Source organism: Bacillus sp. FSL M8-0256, from assembly GCF_038005765.1.
Classification (GTDB): Bacteria; Bacillota; Bacilli; order Bacillales; family Bacillaceae; genus Bacillus; species Bacillus safensis.
The window spans coordinates 3543184-3563339 of the sequence record NZ_JBBOTU010000001.1 but is presented as its reverse complement, the minus strand read 5'-3'; the positions used below and the strand labels follow the sequence as shown (position 1 = coordinate 3563339).

The 20156-nt window shown below is 42.7% G+C and carries 18 protein-coding genes and 1 pseudogene; 11 read left to right on the top strand and 8 right to left on the bottom strand.

Annotated elements, in window-relative coordinates; all coding sequences use genetic code 11:
- Positions 1–19: 19 nt before the first annotated feature.
- Positions 20–1348, bottom strand: coding sequence for an LLM class flavin-dependent oxidoreductase (locus NSQ76_RS18425; RefSeq protein ID WP_280149186.1), 1329 nt, complete (start codon positions 1346–1348; stop codon positions 20–22).
- A 373-nt stretch (positions 1349–1721) separates the two neighbouring features.
- Here NSQ76_RS18425 and NSQ76_RS18420 point away from each other — a divergent pair, with 373 nt between their 5' ends.
- Positions 1722–2534, top strand: coding sequence for a zinc-dependent metalloprotease (locus NSQ76_RS18420; RefSeq protein ID WP_024423771.1), 813 nt, complete (start codon positions 1722–1724; stop codon positions 2532–2534).
- Positions 2535–2584: 50 nt separating this feature from the next.
- On the opposite strand, the gene NSQ76_RS18415 is transcribed toward NSQ76_RS18420, so the two are convergent.
- Positions 2585–2770: a 2-hydroxymuconate tautomerase gene (locus tag NSQ76_RS18415; RefSeq protein WP_012011601.1), complete on the bottom strand. Its 186-nt coding sequence runs from the start codon at positions 2768–2770 to the stop codon at positions 2585–2587.
- 113 nt (positions 2771–2883) lie between these two features.
- On the opposite strand from NSQ76_RS18415, the gene NSQ76_RS18410 reads away from it, so the two are divergent.
- Positions 2884–3540: a site-2 protease family protein gene (locus tag NSQ76_RS18410; protein ID WP_024423770.1), complete on the top strand. Its 657-nt coding sequence runs from the start codon at positions 2884–2886 to the stop codon at positions 3538–3540.
- Between the two features lie 12 nt (positions 3541–3552).
- A complete protein-coding gene (locus NSQ76_RS18405; protein ID WP_024423769.1) occupies positions 3553–4071 on the top strand; it encodes a YwhD family protein in 519 nt (172 codons plus the stop codon).
- 124 nt (positions 4072–4195) lie between these two features.
- Here NSQ76_RS18405 and NSQ76_RS18400 read toward each other — a convergent pair whose 3' ends face one another.
- A complete protein-coding gene (locus NSQ76_RS18400; protein ID WP_341055320.1) occupies positions 4196–6265 on the bottom strand; it encodes a transglycosylase domain-containing protein in 2070 nt (689 codons plus the stop codon).
- A gap of 223 nt (positions 6266–6488) precedes the next feature.
- Between NSQ76_RS18400 and speE the strand changes: the two genes are divergently transcribed.
- The 5 genes from speE (at position 6489) to argS (ending at position 10902) form a co-directional block, all read left to right on the top strand.
- The gene (speE, locus tag NSQ76_RS18395) at positions 6489–7319 is read left to right on the top strand and encodes a spermidine synthase (RefSeq protein WP_025093862.1); all 831 of its coding nucleotides are present in this window, start codon (positions 6489–6491) and stop codon (positions 7317–7319) included.
- 69 nt (positions 7320–7388) lie between these two features.
- A complete protein-coding gene (gene speB, locus NSQ76_RS18390) occupies positions 7389–8261 on the top strand; it encodes an agmatinase (RefSeq protein WP_024423766.1) in 873 nt (290 codons plus the stop codon).
- A gap of 79 nt (positions 8262–8340) precedes the next feature.
- The gene (locus tag NSQ76_RS18385; protein WP_024426364.1) at positions 8341–8685 is read left to right on the top strand and encodes a hypothetical protein; all 345 of its coding nucleotides are present in this window, start codon (positions 8341–8343) and stop codon (positions 8683–8685) included.
- Between the two features lie 124 nt (positions 8686–8809).
- Positions 8810–9232 (top strand): DUF1934 domain-containing protein, encoded by a 423-nt coding sequence (locus NSQ76_RS18380; RefSeq protein WP_341055314.1) that lies wholly within the window; start codon positions 8810–8812, stop codon positions 9230–9232.
- Positions 9229–10902 (top strand): arginine--tRNA ligase, encoded by a 1674-nt coding sequence (gene argS, locus NSQ76_RS18375; RefSeq protein WP_041115501.1) that lies wholly within the window; start codon positions 9229–9231, stop codon positions 10900–10902. The genes NSQ76_RS18380 and argS overlap by 4 nt, the downstream gene beginning before the upstream one ends.
- Positions 10903–10941: 39 nt before the next feature.
- Here the strand turns inward: argS and NSQ76_RS18370 are convergent, their stop codons facing one another.
- On the bottom strand, positions 10942–11259 hold the full coding sequence (locus tag NSQ76_RS18370; RefSeq protein WP_098677159.1) for a hypothetical protein: 318 nt from the start codon (positions 11257–11259) through the stop codon (positions 10942–10944).
- A gap of 391 nt (positions 11260–11650) precedes the next feature.
- Positions 11651–12622 (bottom strand): S66 family peptidase, encoded by a 972-nt coding sequence (locus NSQ76_RS18365; RefSeq protein WP_341055308.1) that lies wholly within the window; start codon positions 12620–12622, stop codon positions 11651–11653.
- Between the two features lie 137 nt (positions 12623–12759).
- Between NSQ76_RS18365 and cls (NSQ76_RS18360) the strand changes: the two genes are divergently transcribed.
- The 3 genes and pseudogenes from cls (NSQ76_RS18360) (at position 12760) to NSQ76_RS18350 (ending at position 17328) form a co-directional block, all read left to right on the top strand.
- Positions 12760–14277: a cardiolipin synthase gene (cls, locus tag NSQ76_RS18360; RefSeq protein ID WP_263479664.1), complete on the top strand. Its 1518-nt coding sequence runs from the start codon at positions 12760–12762 to the stop codon at positions 14275–14277.
- Positions 14278–14382: 105 nt separating this feature from the next.
- A pseudogene (locus NSQ76_RS18355) lies at positions 14383–16084 on the top strand (ABC transporter ATP-binding protein).
- Positions 16085–16329: 245 nt separating this feature from the next.
- The gene (locus tag NSQ76_RS18350) at positions 16330–17328 is read left to right on the top strand and encodes a S66 family peptidase (RefSeq protein ID WP_025093867.1); all 999 of its coding nucleotides are present in this window, start codon (positions 16330–16332) and stop codon (positions 17326–17328) included.
- Positions 17329–17556: 228 nt separating this feature from the next.
- Here NSQ76_RS18350 and NSQ76_RS18345 read toward each other — a convergent pair whose 3' ends face one another.
- The 3 genes from NSQ76_RS18345 to cls (NSQ76_RS18335) form a co-directional block, all read right to left on the bottom strand.
- Positions 17557–17811: a hypothetical protein gene (locus NSQ76_RS18345; RefSeq protein WP_024423759.1), complete on the bottom strand. Its 255-nt coding sequence runs from the start codon at positions 17809–17811 to the stop codon at positions 17557–17559.
- A gap of 73 nt (positions 17812–17884) precedes the next feature.
- The gene (gene uvsE, locus NSQ76_RS18340; protein ID WP_135031411.1) at positions 17885–18847 is read right to left on the bottom strand and encodes a UV DNA damage repair endonuclease UvsE; all 963 of its coding nucleotides are present in this window, start codon (positions 18845–18847) and stop codon (positions 17885–17887) included.
- 12 nt (positions 18848–18859) lie between these two features.
- A complete protein-coding gene (gene cls, locus NSQ76_RS18335) occupies positions 18860–20056 on the bottom strand; it encodes a cardiolipin synthase (protein WP_120207874.1) in 1197 nt (398 codons plus the stop codon).
- Between the last annotated feature and the right edge of the window lie 100 nt (positions 20057–20156).

Here is a 20156-nt window from a genome sequence, read left to right as displayed (position 1 = left end):
GCTAGCCCCTCTTTTAAATTTATTTTACTGTTTGTTTCAGAAACTGATTCTTCTTCATTGGCAGACCTAAGTTTTCGCGAAGGGTATGAGCTGGATAATTTGGGTCGTAATATCCTCTTTCGACTAATATCGGAATGACGTGCTCCGTCCATTCGGATAAACCGCTTGCTAAAATTGGAGCGCCAAAAATAAATCCATCTGCGGCGTCCTCTTCGATCCATTGAATTAATTTGTCAGCTACTTGTTCGTAAGTGCCGAAAAAGGCACTTTTTGGTGTGGTCACTTGTAAAGCGACTTCTCTTAAGGTCAGGTTTTGATCTTTGGCCATTTTCTTAATGGACTCTGTTGTGGATTGGAAGCTGTTTGACCCAGCGTCACCTATATCCGGAAAAGGTTCATCAAGCGGGAATTGACTGAAGTCCAAATGGTCAAAGAATCGGCCGAGATAATGCAGAGCTTCTTCAATAGAGACTAGATGTTTAATGGCTTCATATTTTTCTTCTGCTTCTTCGACCGTTTTCCCTGTAATCGGGTGGATGCCAGGGAATATTTTGATCTCGGATGGTTTTCTTCCAAGCGCTGCCGCTCTATTTTTCACGTCGCGGTAATAGGCTTTTGCCTTTTCAAGTGAGTCGGCATTTGTAAATACAGCGTCTGCTTCTTTTGCAGCTAGGTCTTTTCCTGCCTCTGAAGCGCCTGCTTGGAAAATCACGGGCTGCCCTTGTTCAGAGCGCTCAATATTTAAAGGACCTTTGACAGAAAAGTGTTTGCCATGATGGTTTAAGGTGTGCAATTTATCTCGGTCGAAGAAGACACCTGTTGATCGATCTCTTACAAAAGCATCTTCTTCCCATGAGCTCCAAAGCCCGTTCACTACATGTAAATACTCTTCTGCAATTTCATATCGAAGTGAGTGGCTAGGATGCGAACGGATGATGTGATTCTCAGCAGAGCCCTCTAATGGGGAAGTCACAACATTCCAGCCTGCCCGGCCTTTACTTAATTTGTCCAAGGAAGCAAATTGCCTGGCAATGGTAAAGGGCTCACTGTATGAAGTGGATACAGTACCCACAAGTCCAATCTGTTTCGTGACTGTGGCAAGTGCAGATAAGATGGTTAATGGTTCAAATCGGTTTAAGAAATGAGGAATCGAATGTTCATGAATATATAAGCCATCTGCCACAAAGACAAAACGGAAACCCGCTGATTCCGCTTTTTTGGTCATCTCTTGATAATAATCAATGTTAACACTTGCATCTGCTGGCACCGATTTATCCTTCCATGCATTCATGTGACCCCCTGGGCCATGTAACATTAATCCAAATTGTATGAGCTTTTTTCCAGACATGCCGATCGTCCCTTCCGTTTTGAGGTAGCAATGTTTTATGTTCTTCATCATAAGGCAGAACCGCAGAGAAGTATAATTGGTATCAGTAAAGTGTGACTTTATCTTTTCTAATATCATTTTTTGTTTCTTTCAGATGTGACATTAAGTCCATGATATTATTTCTTAAAAACATGAGTGTTTACTAAGTAAATGACCCAGACCAAAAGCGCTATTTTTCGATGAAATGTGTGTCAAAATATCCGAAAAATTAGTGAAAATGACGTAATTCGACTTTCTTCCTGTGCATCTAATTCCCTGTTTTTGACTGAATAGAAGGAAAATGGTGAATTTTCAGTGAATATATAACCTTGTGAAAAACAAAGGAGGGATAGGAATGAAAAAGCGTTCAGTCTTTTTGTCATTTTTATTGGTAGGTAGTTTGTTACCGGGGGTAAGTTCAGCTTCAGCACCTGTAGCGAGTGCAGGTCATGGGCATGATCATGGTCATGCGCCGTTCGAAACCCATATTAGTGAGGGGTTGCCAAAAGCAAAGGATTTTAAAGATTTGACGACAGCACCTCCAATTGAACGAGATGTGACAACAAAGGTATTAGATGAGTCTGGTAAGCAGGTAGGCTCGAGAACCTTTAAGGCCAATACAGGAGATTCTATTTCAACAAAAGCAAGTACAGGCAGTCAGAAGGTCACTGTCTATGCGGTCGCTGATGCGCAGTATCGTGCGAAATATAGTGACTGGCAAACACGGATTGTCAGCATCATCGAGCAAGCAGATGTCACGTTTAACCGTGATCATGATGTGGACTTTGTCGTACAAGCAGTAGGATCATGGACGTCTTCGGGTTCAAATGCAGAGCAAATTTTGTCTAACCTTGCGCGCAGCTTTGATGGCAGAGGATATGACTTTGTCACTGGATTTACAGCAAATCCAAACTTTGATGCTGGCGGAATCGCTTATGTCTACAATAGTGCACCAAGCGGAAGTGCATTCGCCGTTAACCTTGATCAAGGAACAGCGAACACTGCAAAAGCGGCTACGCATGAATACGGTCATAACTTTGGCTTACCGCACGACCCTCAAGGAAGCGGCATTGTCTGCCTAATGAATTATGATTATTCTTACACAGTCGATTTCTTCGATGCGGCTCATAAAAATCAAGTGAACCGTAATAAAGCGTGGTACAGATAAGAATGCAGACAAAAGGACAAACACATTGAGTGTTTGTCCTTTTTATATGCTTACAGATCGCTGATGCGCTTTCCTGCTACGGCATAGTGTTCTTTTTTCATTTCTTCAATAATAACAGAGACTTTTTCTGCACCTGCGCCTGTTGTTTCTACAACGGCATCAGTGACTTTCTCCACAAGAGCTCTTTTCTGCTCGTCTGTTCTTCCTTCAAGCATTTGAACGGTGACAATCGGCATGGCGAAAACCTCCTTTTTCCTTTAATGCTACGCTTCCCTTTAGTTTAAGGGACTTCTTATAGTATACTGAATGAAGTAAATCATTGTATAGAAAGAAAGAGGGATTCATGCCTTTGAACCAATTTCTTGTTTATCCATTAGAACTTATTCCATATGTCGCCATTACGCTTGTTGTTGCATTTACGATGCACGAGCTGGCGCATGCATATGTTGCGTACCGATTCGGAGACCCGACGGCTAAGAATCAAGGGAGACTGACGTTAAATCCACTGAAGCATCTCGATGTATTCGGAACGATTTTGATCTTTGTGGCCGGGTTTGGCTGGGCGAGACCTGTACCGGTGAATCGTTACCATTTTAAAAAACCGCGCTTAGCAGGGATTTGTGTCTCCATTGCTGGGCCATTAAGTAACTTGGTGCTGGCGTTTTTGGGCTTTTTTGTGTATGTGCTTCTTCAGAAATTTGGCGGGGAGTGGATTATGCGCTTTGAGCCGGGAGTCGATAATTTCTTTTTAATCTTTATTAACTTAAACGTCATCTTGTTCCTATTTAACTTATTACCACTTCCGCCGCTGGATGGGTATCGGATTATTGAGGACGTCGTCAGCCCCCGTATCCGGGCGAAAATGACGCAATTTGAACAATATGGGATCATTATTTTTCTCATATTCGTGATCACACCGCTGGGACAGTTTGTGTTTGGTCCATTGATCGGAATGCGGGATCAAATCATACACTGGTTTAATCTTATTTTGAAGCCGCTGCTTTAGGAGGTTTAATAAATGGAAGGTAAAAAGAAAAAACCAATTGGTTTTAACATCATTAAAAAAACAGATGCAACCGACGGACATGGAGGCTTTGGGGCAGGTGCACTCAGCCTTGATAATATCTCGCCAGTCATCATTGATGTAGAGGAAAAGGAAGCTGTCATTGATATTGGTGCCATGCATGCAAGAAGTGCCGTCGAAAAAGGAATTAAATTTTTGAAAACAAAAGAAGAGGTGCCGAACGGAAAACCGTATTGGCTTGTATGGGTGACGATTGACCGCAGAGAAGAAGGGCCTTATTATGCAGGTGTGACGGCTTGTGAAATGACCGTTGACCGTTCGATCCGCCGCGGGTATAAGTCACTTCCAGAGCATGTGAATTTAATGGATAAATCGATGAAGCGAAAAATTGTCGTTAGTCATATGGATGACGTATCCAAAAAGGTGCTGGCTGACTTCTTAAAAGGTCATAATCAAGCGCTATGGGACGCATCAACAGATGAATTAAAAGAAGGATTGGCTGTCCCTGAATAATTGTGAAATTTTTGTGAAGATTGGCGGATGGCTACCAATTCTCTCCGGTTTTTGAGTAAACTGGTGTTAAAGCTAGGACATGGAGAATCCCGAGATGCAGATCTCGGGGTTTTTCATGTCTTTTTTAACGTTTCAGCCACTTTTCCCACCATTTCTTTGGCTTTTGATCTTGAACTGGTTCCTGCTCAGAGGCTTTGTCCTCAGCACCATAGCAGACACCTGTCGGCTCCGTTCCTTCTATAAAATAGGTGAATACCTTTGATTCACATCCTGGACCTGCGAGGTCTCCGGTTTTTGGATTAATATATACCCCTTTGACACCGTCTGGCGGCATGAAGGAGGAGGCTGGCTGCTTCGAGAGAGCTGATTCCATAAAGGAAGCCCATATTTTTTTCGCATAGGCCGTTTCTTCGACTGAGTCAATGGTGCGGCCTTTATCATAGCCTGTCCATACACCTGTGACGAGCTGGGGAGAGAAGCCGATCATCCAGCTGTCGGCGCCTGTAGTCCCAGACTTTCCTCCGTATGTTCTTGTAAGGTCCTTTATAATGGTACGGCCAGTGACACTTGTATAGCCGTTTAATTGATCATTGAACATGCCTGACATCATATCTGTGGTGACAAATGCTGCTTTTTCATCGAGGATTTGTTCTCGTTTTTGTTTCTCTTCAAAAAGCACATTGCCTTTTGCGTCGGTTACTTTCGTAATAAAGGTTGGTTTGACGCGTTTTCCGCCATTGACCAGTATGGCGTAAGCATTGGTCATTTCAATGGGTTTCACAGGAGACGTGCCCAGGGCAAGAGAGGGTACTTGATCTAGTTTCTCCTTGATTCCAAATGTCTTGCCAGCACGTACAAGCTGTTCCATTCCTAAAAATAGATGGGTCTTTACAGCGTAAATATTATCAGACAGTGCTAAAGCTTGAAGCATTGTAATGCCGTCATTGGCGTAATAGCCGTGATAATTGCTTGGTGAATAAGCGGCATCGCTGTCTTGATCATCTAATTCAAACACCGTTTCCTCACTGCGCATGACAGTTGCGGGTGTAAACCCGTTTTGCAAGGCAATGTAATAAAGAAGGGGTTTCATGGTTGAACCGGGCTGCCTTTTTGCTTGTGTCACCCGATTGAATGGACTTTTTTCATAATCTCTCCCGCCTATGAGGGCAAGTACATGCCCTGTTTGAGGATGGATGGCGGCAAAGCCGATTTGGATTTCTGATTTGGAATTCATCGTATTTTTTAACGTCTTTTCTGCGATTTTCTGTAATTCTGGATTGAGAGTCGTTTGGATATGAAGCCCATAGGTTTCAATCTGTTCCTCATTTAACCCCAAACTTTGTTTCAACTCTCGAATCACATCGTCATAAAAATACGGGGCTTGCTTTGCTTGCAGCTGCTTCTTTTGCAAAGGGCGATAGGACAGCTTTTCTTTCGCAGCGTTATCGGCTGCTTTTTTCGTAATCATGCCATCCTCGTACATTTGTCTCAAAATCATATTCTTTCTTGCGCCGGCTTTCTCCTCATTCACATAAGGGGAATAGAGAGAAGGCCCCTTAGGGATACCGGCAAGCAGGGCAGATTCAGCGAGGGTTAAGTTCTTTGCTTTTTTCCCGAAATACAGACGGGACGCTGCTTCCACACCGTACGCTCCGTGACCATAATAAATGGTGTTCAAGTATCCTTCTAAAATCTCATTTTTTGTATAGTTTTGTTCTAAACGAATCGTGTAAAAGGCTTCATTCCACTTCCGCTTCCACGTTTTATCATGATCTAAATACAGATTTCGTGCATATTGCTGGGTGATCGTGCTGGCGCCTTGCACCTTAGCCATGGCACGAATATCGGCCACCGCAGCACCTGCCATTCGTTTCACATCAAAGCCATGATGCTCATAAAAGGTTTTATCTTCAACAGCGACAACTGCCTGTCTGATATGAGGAGACATCTCCTTTAATGGCACCCAATATCTCTTTTCTCCAAAGCTGGATTCTCCAAGCTTTGAGCCATCGGCTGCATAAATGGTCGTGGATTGGGGAACTTGAACAGAAGGGGCACCTTGCCATTTAGCTATCAATAGAATCGTCAAAAAGACGGTACCTGCAAATAGAAAAGCGAGCAAGCCGATAAAAAAACAGGCTCGAATCGTTTTCACGGTCATGCGGATTTTTTTATTACTCATGATTGTGTCCATGCAAAGCCCCCATTTTGACGGTTTTTTATCAGTATGGAACAAAGAAAACCGTTTTAAACAAGCGATTGCAGGAGCGCTTTAAAAAATGAAGAGAACTCATGCGGTTCTTTACAATTTGATATGAATCCACTATACTTTTTTCTTGGACAATCGATATAGTCAAAGCCGATAAAAGGCGCTAACAATAGATGTTTGTTTATTATTGATGAGAGGAAGATGAACAATGAGCGAACTTTGGTATACAGAGAAGCAAACGAAGAATTTTGGTATTACATTGAAGGTGAACAAAACCCTTCACACAGAACAAACAGACTTTCAGCATTTAGAAATGGTGGAAACAGAAGAGTTTGGCAATATGCTGTTTTTAGACGGCATGGTGATGACATCTGAGAAAGATGAGTTTGTATACCACGAAATGGTGGCACATGTTCCTCTTTTCACTCATCCAAACCCGGAAAATGTTCTTGTCGTAGGCGGAGGGGACGGCGGTGTCATTCGTGAGATCCTCAAACACCCTAGTGTGAAAAAAGCGACACTTGTTGATATTGACGGAAAGGTCATCGAATACTCGAAGAAATTCCTTCCTTCTATTGCTGGAAAACTAGACGATCCTCGTGTAGATGTCAAAGTCGGAGACGGTTTTATGCACATTGCTGAAGCTGACAACGAGTATGATGTCATCATGGTTGACTCTACTGAGCCAGTTGGACCAGCTGTGAACCTGTTCTCTAAAGGATTTTACGCAGGAATCGCAAAAGCACTCAAAGAAGACGGTATTTTCGTTGCACAAACGGACAACCCTTGGTTCACACCTGAGCTGATTACAAATGTACAGCGTGATGTAAAAGAAATTTTCCCTATTACGAAGCTTTACACAGCGAATATTCCAACGTATCCAAGCGGTCTTTGGACATTCACCATCGGTTCAAAAAAATATGATCCACTTGCTGTAGAAGACAGCCGTTTCTTTGATATTGAGACGAAATATTACACAAAAGAATTGCACAAAGCGGCATTCGTTCTGCCGAAATTTGTGAGCGACTTAATCAAATAAATCAAGCGAAATGGACATGCGCAAATGACGGTTTGCGCATTTTTTGAAGCGTAAAAGGAGGAATCTTGCATGAGATTCGACGAGGCTTATTCAGGAAAAGTGTTTATTGGAAGTCATCCGACATGGGAAGATGCAAAGGTCATTTTATACGGCATGCCGATGGACTGGACAGTCAGCTACCGCCCAGGTTCACGTTTCGGTCCGAACCGCATTCGTGAAGTATCGATCGGTTTAGAGGAATACAGCCCTTATTTAGATCGTGAGCTGCATGAGGTGCCATTCTTTGATGCGGGTGACATCCCACTTCCTTTTGGGAATGCACAAAAAAGCTTAGATTTAATTGAAGAGTATGTTGACAGCATTTTAGAAAAAGGGAAGTTTCCATTAGGAATGGGCGGCGAGCATCTTGTGTCTTGGCCGGTTTTCCGTGCAATGTATAAGAAATACCCTGATTTGGCCATCATCCATATGGACGCACATACGGATCTTCGTGAGGAATATGAGGGTGAGCCGCTTTCACATTCAACACCGATTCGTAAAGTTGCAGGACTGATTGGACCTGAAAATGTATTCTCTTTCGGCATCCGTTCTGGGATGAAAGAAGAATTTGAATGGGCAAAAGAAGCGGGGATGCACATTTCTAAATTTGAAGTACTGGAGCCATTGAAGCAAGTATTGCCAAAGCTAAAAGGGCGTCCAGTATATGTGACGATCGATATTGATGTACTTGACCCAGCTCATGCACCTGGTACAGGAACGGTAGATGCTGGCGGTATTACATCAAAAGAGCTGCTTGCATCCATTCATGCAATTGCAGGATCTGACGTCCAAGTCGTCGGGGCAGACCTTGTCGAGGTAGCACCTGTATATGATCACTCTGACCAAACAGCGAATACAGCGAGTAAGCTTTTACGCGAAATGCTGCTTGGATTTGTGAAATAATCAGTTGATAGAGGAGCTTGTCATCTCATGTGGACAAGCTCTTTTTTTTACATTGGTCAAAAAATAAAGGAGGGAGCTCATGTTTTCGTCAATATTGATGGTGTTCCTCGCTTTATGTGTGTTAGGGGCCGGCTTTCTCACATTGAAACGAGAGCTCGCAGCTGATCCGCCTGTTTTTGCTTCAAAGAAGGAAGCGAAGGTAGAGATGCTGGGGCTGTTTCACGATCGAGGCTTTTTCTATCTGACGGCCATTGCGTTATTCATGCAGTTATTTAAAAAGGATCAAATCGCACCATTTGATTTTTTTCAGGCATTTTTGGCAAGTTCAGGCATACAGGCTCTTTTTTACTTAATGAAAAGAAAAGACTTAGGTGTAAAGGCTGGACTTGTCGTAGTGGTCAGTTGTATTTTTCTTTTTTTCTAAAGGGATGTCTGAAGATGAAAAACGAAGTTTAATCGCCGTGAAGAAGAGAAATGATGGTATGATAGGCGATCGTGATTATGGTATACTATTTTAGTTAAACGGGTCTTAGCAAAGGAAGTGCAAAATGACACAAAACCAAATTTCAATTCATGTAAAGTCAGTGATGAAACCAGAGACGGAGCCGGCTGAAACGATCGAATTCCGCACGACTGGAACGTACCAAGAGAAGAATGACAAAACGTATCTCACTTATCATGAAGAACATGAAATGGGTCAAGTAAAAACCATTGTGAAAATGAGTGAAAAAGAAATTTTTGTGATGAGATCAGGGGCTATTCAAATGAAGCAGCGCTTTCTCATTGGAGAAACGACCGTCACACATTACAAGATGCCATTCGGTACACTTCAGCTAGATGTGCACACACATGGTATTGATCTCGATGTGGACAAGGGGCTGCTGCACATTACGTACGATATGCTGACAGGAGAAGATCAAAAGCATTTACATACATTATCGATTTCGTATAAGGAGGATTTACGTTCATGAATATCGCAGAACAGGTCAAAGATGCGTTAAAAGAAGAAATCATAGCGGCAGTCGTCAAAGCAGGACTTGCCGATGAAAGCCAGGTGCCAGATGTCCTTTTAGAAGTGCCGAAAGACAAAACTCACGGTGATTACTCTACCAACATGGCGATGCAGCTTGCCCGCATTGCGAAAAAAGCACCTCGTCAAATCGCAGAGGACATCGTCAATGCGTTTGATAAAGGGAAAGCTTCCATTGAAAAACTGGATATCGCAGGTCCAGGGTTCATTAACTTTTATATGAATAATCAGTATTTAACAAAGCTCATTCCAGCTGTTCTTGAGGCAAAAGAAGCTTATGGCGAAACGAATACAGGCGGCGGTCAAAAGGTGCAAGTCGAATTCGTCTCAGCCAACCCAACAGGTGACCTTCACCTTGGACATGCCCGCGGTGCAGCTGTAGGAGATTCCCTTTGCAACATCCTTGATAAAGCAGGGTTCGATGTGAGCCGTGAATACTATATCAACGATGCAGGGAATCAAATCAATAACCTCGCTTTATCTGTAGAAGTACGTTATTTTGAGGCACTCGGTCTTGAAAAAGAAATGCCTGAAGACGGCTACAGAGGAGAAGACATCAAAGGCATCGGACAAAAGCTTGCGGATGAATTTGGTGACCGTTTCGTGCATGAGCCGGAAGAAGAGCGGATGAAGTTCTTCCGTGAATACGGCTTGAAATACGAATTAGAGAAATTACGTGTAGACCTTGAGAATTTCCGTGTGCCATTTGATGTATGGTATTCAGAAACTTCTTTATATGAAAACGGAAAAATCGAACCAGCGCTGGAAACACTTCGTGAAAAAGGCTATGTCTTTGAAGAAGACGGCGCAACATGGCTCCGTTCAACTGATTTTGGTGATGACAAGGACCGTGTGCTGATTAAAAAAGACGGCAGCTTCACTTACCTGCTTCCAGATATCGCATATCATAAAGACAAATTGGACAGAGGCTTTGACCAGCTCATTAACATTTGGGGAGCGGACCATCACGGCTATATTCCTCGGATGAAAGCGGCGATCCAAGCACTTGGATATCCAGCTGACAAGCTTGAAGTAGAAATCATTCAGCTTGTGCATCTTTACAAAAACGGCGAAAAGATGAAGATGAGTAAGCGTACAGGAAAAGCCGTCACAATGCGTGATCTGATTGAAGAAGTCGGCTTAGATGCGACTCGTTATTTCTTTGCGATGAGAAGTGCGGCGACACATATGGACTTTGACCTAGATTTAGCGATTTCTACGTCTAACGAAAACCCTGTGTACTATGCACAATATGCACATGCGAGAATTTGCAGCATGCTGCGTCAAGGTGAAGAAAAAGGCTATGAACCGAACCTTGAAAAAGCCGATTTCTCTCACATTCAATCGGAAAAAGAATACGATCTTCTGAAAATCATTGGCAGCTTCCCAGAAGTTGTAGCAGAAGCAGCTGAAAAGCGTATTCCGCACCGCGTGACGAACTATATTTATGACCTTGCATCAGCCCTTCACAGCTTCTACAATGCCGAGAAGGTTATTGACGTAGAAAACGAAACAAAAACAACAGCACGTCTATCGCTGATGAAAGCAACACAAATCACACTTGCGAATGCATTAAAACTAATTGGTGTATCGGCTCCGGAGAAGATGTAATACACGAAGAAACCCACTCGGAACAGGAGTGGGTTTTTGTCATTCAACGTTTATATCATTTTTATTTCTCTGGAAAATCTCAATTTCATAATTCTCTAATGCTTGTTTAGGAAGTTTCTTTTCTAATACAGACTGCAAACCTGCTATATCTTTTGAAGTATTGATGCCTATGGAAATTGTGGGATCTGTCTTAACGATTTGATAATGTAACAAGTCATGCTCTTTCCATAACGAGTCTAATACTTGTGCTACCTTTTGATCTAATTCTTCTTCAGAAAGAGTGAGACGATTTGGAGTGGAACTTAATCCAAGAATACAAAGAGTAATAAAAAACAAACCAATCAAACGTTTTTTCATTATATCTCCTTAAATAGTTAATATATTCCTTTAATAGATTATAGCATCCAATTAGGTTTGTTTAAATAACTTAACAGAAACATGCTCATAGAAGGCATTGTTCTAGATTTATTTAATGGAACAACATGTCATCCACTCAAAACATGTAAAAACCCGCTATCTCTTGAGGATAGCGGGTTTTAAAAATTATCCAAGTGTATTAATAATGTTAGAAATAGAATCAAATAATTGGCTAAGTACATCAGAGAACATATTTTTGCCTCCTCTCTTTTCTTTTTACATCTACTTAACGAAGGGAATGAAGGGTTGGATCACTTTTTCTAAAAAAACTTTAAAAAAGATGGTGGCATAGAAAAAAGCACCGCCTATTCGGGTGCTTTTTGGCCTTAAGTTATGAATGAATGCGCAGCTTCACGTCTCCATTTGTACACGCTAGTTGAACGTTTCCACCAATCGGGAAGGTGAAGACTGGCTGTGTATGTCCGATATCGACGTCGTAAATCACTGGGATGTGTTTGAGCATTGGATGCTTATCTAGGATGAATCTTAAATGTTCCTCTGTCATGTTGGATTTCTTCTGAAAGCGTCCGATGATCAACCCTTTGATTGATTGTGCATGCTGCAAGAGGGAGGTAAGGTCTCTGGCGAACATTTCAGGGAATACCAGATCATCATCCTCGACAAATAAGATCGCATCCTTTACATTCGGCATAAACGATGTCCCTTGCAGTAAGTTCAGTGTACAAAGGTTTCCGCCAAACAAGGTGCCTTCAGCTGTTCCTTCCTGATATATGTTCCATTTCGTCGGATGAAACTGCCTATTCGCTTGATCTAGATACCACGCGTCATCACTCCATTTTGTCGAAGGAATCACATCAAACGGTTCGCCGCCGTTCATCAAACAAGCTTGAAACATAGCGGTCTGCTCCTCCTGTCCCTGCTCCATTTGAAAGCTTGAGAAATGGGGGCCAGAATATGTCACCATATCACATTTCGCTGTAATGGCGTTTGCAAGTGCAGTGATATCACTATAGCCGCAAAGGACTTTAGGATGCTGTCGGATCAAATCGTAATCAATATAAGGCAAAAGCTCATTGCAGTTGAAGCCTCCGATGGCTGTCAAAATACCATCGACTTCATTATCTTTGAACGCCTCATGCAAATCAGACAAGCGGTGTTCAATAGACGATGAGGAATGAATGTCACATTCAAACACATGCTGTCCAAAAGAGACAGTGAAGCCTAAAGACTCTAAACGTTTTTTCGCTTGAGAAATCCCTTCTTTTGATAAAATGCTGGCACTTCGGCTTGGGGCAATGACACGTATATGGCTCCCTTTTTTAAGAGGTGAGGGGGTATGCATAAACAGATCTTCCTTTCCATCACATATTTCTTTATTATATCGGATCAAATAGCGAAAGTCTGTAAAGGCTAGGAAAAAGGAATGGGTCGTGCGTTTCATACAAGCTGTGCAAAGGGTATGGAAGAGAAAAAGACAGAATGAGGGCGGAGAATGTGAAAAAGAGAAGACTGGAATTTTTATTTTTATATTTTATGATATTCGGGGCATATGTGGTGTATTGGTGGACTGTGCCGGCGTGGAGCGTTCAGCTGTACGCAGCGATTTATATCGCCATTATTTTATTTAGTATCATCTCACTCATGCTGGAGAACCGTACATCACAGCACACGTTGTTATGGATATATGTGCTCATTTTTTTCCCGATCATTGGCTATATGTTCTATCTGTTCTCAGGGCAGCTCTATGTAAAGGGTCATTTATTCAAATCAAAGAGAATGTATAACCGCGAGAAATTACGCAGAATCTCTGAGCTTGAGAGTAAGCCGAATGAGTCACGTTTAACCGATAATCAGCGTGCTTTTTTTCATTACACAGAAAAAGCAACAGGTATGCATGTGAACACAAATAGTGATATGGAGATTTTAAAGAATGGGGAGGAGACGTTCCCCAGAATTTTTGAAGAGTTAAAAAAGGCAAAATCGTTCATTCATATTGAATATTACATGTTCAAATCCGATTTCCTCGGCCACCGGATGATGGAGATTTTGATTGAAAAAGTGAAAGAAGGGGTAGAGGTCCGTTTCATATATGATGCGGCTGGCAGCATCCGCTTCTCGCGAAAAGATATTAAACGCTTGAAGCAGGCAGGGGTCAAGGTCGCTCCTTTTCTACCTTTAAAATATGGATTCTTTAATCAAAAATTCAATTTCCGAAATCACCGGAAAATCGTCATTATTGATGGAGAGACAGGGTTTGTCGGCGGGTTAAATGTCGGCAAGGAATACGTAGGACGGGATGAAAAGATCGGCTTTTGGCGTGATACGCATGCCATGTTAAAGGGTGAGGCTGTTCAGACCCTTCATTCCGTTTTTATGCTCGACTGGGAATACGTATCAGATGAAGTATTAATTGATGATCCGAAGTATCATACGCCGCATTCTGTGACAGGCGATGATGTCATTCAGGTTGTACCAACTGGACCTGATATGAAAGAAAGTATGAGTGATTTATATGATGCTCTCATTTCTAATGCGAAACAATTTGTCTGGATTGCCACACCTTACTTTGTACCAAACGAATCGATTCGCACTGCGCTCAAAATCGCTGCCACAAGAGGGGTGGATGTGAGGGTGATGGTACCGGAGATCAATGACGGATTTCTCACGCAATATGCCACAAGATCCTATTTTTCTGAGCTTCTAAAAGAGGGCATCAAGGTGTATCACTATCAAAAAGGGTTTATGCATCAAAAGGTGATGATTGCTGATGGAGAACTCGCCTCCGTCGGCACCGCCAATGTTGATATGAGAAGTTTTCAGCTCAATTTTGAGGTCAATGTCTTTACAGCTGCGAAAAAGCCAATTGAGCAATTGATGGCCCACTATGAGGAAGATATGAAGGAATGTGAGCAAATGGGTCCTGTACATTTTTATAAAAGAGGCTTAAAAGAGCGGTTGAAGGAATCATTTGCCCGGTTGTTTTCTGGCGTATTATGAGGATTTCCAGTCAATGAAATCATTTCCTGATCTAGTATTTTGAAGAGGATTCCTCTATAATTGAAAATGATTATCAATTATAGAGGAAATGAGGTTTTTTTACATATGCTAAAACGCTTTTTCGCCTATTACAGGCCCTATCGCGGTCTGTTCTTTTTAGATTTCTTTTGCGCTGTCGCAGTTGGATTAATGGAACTTGGTTTCCCGCTGATCGTGAACTACTTCATTGATACATTATTACCAACAGGGAATTGGACGGTCATTGCCTGGACCGCACTTGCTCTGTTTATCATTTATGCACTCAGCTCGGTTATGCAGTTTATTGTGTCGTACTGGGGGCACATGTTAGGTATCAATATTGAAACAGATATGAGGAAGAAGCTGTTTGATCATTTTCAGCGTCTCTCATTTAAGTTCTTTGATAACAACAAAACGGGTAAGCTTATGTCTCGGATGACAAATGACCTCATGTACATTGGTGAGGTGGCTCATCACGGACCTGAGGATTTGTTTATTGCAATTATGACGATTCTTGGTGCCTTTGCTGTCATGCTGATGATTAACTGGCAGCTTGCTATTTTAACCTTCTTGATCATGCCTGTCATCATCTGGCTTGCCCTTCATTTTAATAAGAAGATGACGCAGGCGATTACACAGCTGAACAATGACATTGGAGACTTTCATGCAAGGGTTGAAAACAATATTGGCGGCATTCGTCTTGTTCAAGCCTTTGCCAACGAACATTTCGAGAAAAAGCGTTTTGCTGAAAACAACAACCGCTTTCGGAAAGCGAAGCTTCTTTCATATAAAATCATGTCGGTCAACGGCTCAATCAGTTACATTCTCACCCGTCTTGTGACACTGTTTGTCCTTCTGGCAGGGACATGGTTTGTTCTGCAGGGTCAATTAACGGCAGGTGGATTTATCGCGTTTGTTCTCATTACAAACGTCTTATTCAGACCGATTGATAAGATCAATACCGTGATTGAAATGTATCCAAAAGGAATTGCGGGCTTTAAAAGCTATGTCGATTTACTTGAAACAGAGCCAGATGTGAAGGATACAGAGGGAGCTCGTGATGTATTCGGGCTAAAAGGTGAAATTGAATATCGAAACGTGACATTCGGCTACGATGAGCACAGCCATGTGTTTGAAGATCAAACAAGGAGAAACCGTTGCGTTTGTCGGTCCCTCAGGAGCCGGGAAATCGACGATTTGCAGTTTGCTGCCACGTTTTTATGATGTGGATAAAGGGGAGATTACGATTGATGGTGTGAGTACAAAATCGATGACCCTGTCTTCTTTAAGACAGCAGATCGGCATTGTGCAGCAGGATGTCTTTTTATTCTCAGGCACCATTCGAGAAAACATCGCGTACGGCAACCTAGAAGCCAGCGATGCAGAGATTTGGGAGGCTGTACGTCGTGCGCATTTAGAGGAACTTGTTCAGCGTTTCCCAGAAGGATTAAATACGGTGATAGGCGAGCGCGGCGTCAAACTGTCAGGCGGTCAAAAGCAGCGCTTGTCAATTGCGCGGATGTTCCTAAAAAATCCTTCGATTCTTATTTTAGATGAAGCTACATCAGCACTTGATACAGAAACAGAAAAAGCTATACAGGATGCACTGAGCGAACTGGCTGTCGGCAGGACAACACTCGTCATTGCCCACCGCCTGGCAACAATTAAACACGCCGACCGTATCATCGTCGTGACAGAGGAAGGCATCCAAGAACAAGGCCGCCACCAAGATCTCATCCAAATGGGCGGCGTGTACAGCAGACTGCATGAAGCGCAGTTTGGTCATTGATCAGCGCGTAGACAAACCCTCGCATTCGCCCGCAGTTCTGCGTGCCGGTGCTCACGAATGTCCAATTCGCTCCGCTCCGGTACTCGCCCTTCCTAGGGCTGCAAAGGTTTTCCATCACGCTGAAAAGAAGACAAAGAGCTAAAATAAAGATCATTTTAGCCCTTTGTCAACAATCTGAGAGCTCTTTTGTTAAAGGGCTTTTTTTGTTAGGATAGAAAAAATGCGTGTAGGAAGGATCTGATGGAATGAAGGGGCTTCGGCGATTACAAAAGGGCGATAAGATCGGTATATTTTCACCTTCTAGTCCTGCATCAGCGACCTCGCCTCTTAGGTATGAGCGGGCGAAGAAGTGGCTTGAGCAAAAAGGATTCATTGTGGTTCCAGGATCATTAACAGGGAAAGAAGATTACTACCGTTCAGGTACAATTCAAGAACGAGCAGATGAGCTGAATGAGCTGATGGCTAGAGAGGACTTGGCGTGCATCATGTCAATGATTGGCGGGACGAATTCAAATAGTTTGCTGCCTTATCTTGATTTTGACCTGCTGAAACAACATCCGAAAATCATGATCGGTTATTCAGATGCGACAGCGATTCTACTAGCGGCGTACGAAAAAACGGGACTGCCTGTTTTCTACGGGCCTGCGCTTGTTCCTTCTTTTGGCGAGTTTGAACCGTTTGTTAATAATACATATCAGTCATTCGAGGACATCCTGATGTCCCAACAAACCATTCCTTATCAGATTGAAAAACCGCCTTTTTGGACAGATGAACGAATCAATTGGGAAGAAAAGACGCGTGACAAAAAACAGCGTCCGAATGATTGGCTGTGCGCCATAGAGGGACAGGCAGAAGGCAGGTTGATCGGCGGAAACTTGAATGCGATGTACGGCATATGGGGAAGTGAATTCATGCCAGCGGTGAAAAACGGAGACATCCTTCTCATTGAAGATTGTATGAAAACCGCGTCAGTTGTAGAAAAGAACTTCTCTTTATTGAAAGTAAATGGAGTGTTTGAACGGGTATCAGGGATTCTTTTAGGAAAACATGAGCTGTTTGATGATGAAGGAACGGGCAAAGAACCTTACGAGATTTTACTTGAGGTGCTCGGAGAGACAAAAAGACCACTCATCGCTGATTTTGACTGTGCCCATACGCACCCAATGCTTACGATGCCAATCGGGGCACAAGTGAAAATGGATGCATCCTCCAAACAAGTTTGGTTAACAAAAGAGTGGATATAGCAAAAGAGCAGCCCGCGGCTGCTCTCCCAGCATGTAGACAAACCCTCGCATTCGGTGTCAGGCCTGCGTGCCGGTGCTCACGAATGTCAAATTCGCTCCGCGCCGGTACTCGTCCTTCTAGGCTGCAAAGGTTTTCTATCACGCTGAAAAGAAGACAAAGGGCTAAAATCAACATCATTTTAGCCCTTTGTCAACCAATTTGAAAGAGCAGCCCGAGGCTGCTCTTCTTTATGAAACCGTCTCTTTTTCAAACGGCTGAAGGAGATCTTGCGCTTTTTTCCCCTCTACGACAATTAAGTAGTCAGACTCTAAATGAGTGAGCCTGAAGGTTTCAAGCTCTACGATGTTCTTAATGCTACACATTGTTTTTTTAGAATACACATATATACGATGCTGAGCCTGCTGGCACTTTTCATAAAGAGAAATAAGCTTATGTAAATTCAACGCTTTCGCAGCGATTCGGATTGAATAGATTTGAGACATCTTCATATCCTCCTGTTAATTACTTTCTCACAATAGCTTTGTTACCCCCATTTGTACAAAGGTAAACCTTTCTTTATGATTTCCACTCAATGGTTCCTCCGCCCGTCCGCCGATTGCCCCTTATCGCAGACAGCTCTTCGACTAGACGGAGCAGAGCCTGATCCTTTAATTTTGCTTCAATCATGAAATCTACATCCCGGCCATACGATTTTAATGCTTGAAAAAGCGGTAAGACAAAATTCATATCTACTCCATCTGCATGACTGCGTATAGCTTTTTCTGATTTTGGTGAAGACAAATGGATTTTGGGCGGAATGCCAGTGTTTGTCCACGTGTCGAACATTCTTGGCAGGATGTCATCGAGTGCGGCATCGTCATCTTTATTTGCCACGTGATGATGGTAATCAAAAACAAACGGAATGTCATGCTTTTCACATACACCAAGCGTTTCGAGCGACGTATATGTTTTGTCATCGTTCTCAAGTGTCATTCTCGCTTTGATATGAGCTGGAAGCTGTTTGATATTTTCATCAAAGCGTTGGAGAGCCGATTCTTTATCGCCGTACGCCCCGCCTACATGAATGTTCATGTAGCCTTCCTTATCGAGCTTCATCGCCTCAAGCATCTGATAATGGTACGTCATATCGATGACGGCATTTTCTGTAATGGAAGGTTTGGGGCTAGTAAACAAGGTGAATTGATTGGGGTGAAAACTGACCCGTAAGCCGTGCCGTTTCACCAGCTTGCCGATCTCAAGAAATTCTTTGTGAAAAGGTGTCACAAAGTCCCAGCGCACCTCTGGATGGGTCGCGAGCGGGACGATCGAGCTTGAAAAACGGTAAAGCGGGATATCATGAGCAATGGCGAAATAAAGCGTTCTTAATGTATTCACGAGATTGGCCTTCGTTGTTCGCAATAAAGCCTCTTTTCTTTCTTCCTTAGCGAGCTTGCTGTATCTAGCAAAGGTCAGCGACTTGGCAGGAGAAGCTTCCCACAAGGTGACGGCATTGGATACATAACCAAATCGATAACGCATAGGTCATCTCCTTTATAAAAAATACGAGAACATGGCGGCAACCCACTCAAGCGGCCGAGTGAAAAGCGGACGCTTTGACAATGTTTCTTCTGTCAGGATCTCAGAAACCTCCATATGCTCCCGAATCTTTTCTTCTACGTGTACAGTAAAAGCGGGATCATCAATGGCTACATCTACTTCTTCGTTTAAAAACAAGCTGCGTTTATCAAAATTCGCGGTACTAATCATACAGCGGCTGTGATCAATCAAAATGGCTTTCGAATGATAAAACCCTTTATAAAAACGATAAACAAGACATCCAGAGGCAATGAGGTCCTTCAAATAATGAAAGCCAGCCTCTTTGACAAGTGGATGATCCGCTTTCATTGGAATGATGATTTCAACTGTGACGCCCCGCTTTCGTGCATCAAGCAGCGCCTTCAGAAGAGGGGCTGATGGAATAAAATAAGGCGTACAGATGATGATCTGTTTCCTCGCCTGCTGAATATCTTGGAGAAATAAAGCTTCTAAAGAAAAGCCAGCAGTCGCGCGTGTTGTGCATTGTAATGTTCCCGGTTCCAATGCAGGGAAAACCTCATATTGCAGCTGATGAATGCCAGACGAACGGTACAAATCATTCAGAAACACATGCTGGAGATCTGCGACAACCTGTCCAGTCATCCGCAAATGATAATCCTTCCAAATGCCAAATCGGCCTTTCTTCCCAACATATTCATCACCTATATTAAATCCGCCAATATAGCCAATTTTCCCATCAATCACCGTAATTTTACGGTGATTTCTCATGTTTAGACGGTAAATCAAAAAAGGAAAACGAGGCTTATTTAAAAAGTAAAATTGAATGCCGCTTCTTTCTAGCATGTCAATCGCCTTTTGATCAAACGGATAAGAGCCTAATCGGTCAGTCAGCAAAAAGACGGAAACTCCTTGCTCCGCTTTGGCTTTCAATGCTTGTAAGACCCTTTGACCAATCTTGTCGTTCTTTACAATAAAGAACATCATATGAATAGAAGAAGAGGCCTGCTGTATATCGGTAAGCAGCTGATCGAAAAATGGTTCGCCATCATGATAAAAGGCAGCATCGCCGCTTGTTTGGTCAAAAGACCGTTCAAATGCGTGAGTAGAAAAATATTTCCTTCCCATATAAAGGTCTAACATCACGAGCAAAACGATGGCAATGAGTACGAGTAGGATGATCAATGCGATCATGAAACTTCCTCCTTTTTTGCATATTTCAATAGTGTACCCAAACGCGTAAAAAATATTGACTGAATACTCATTCATTATTTATGATAGAGGTACAACATGG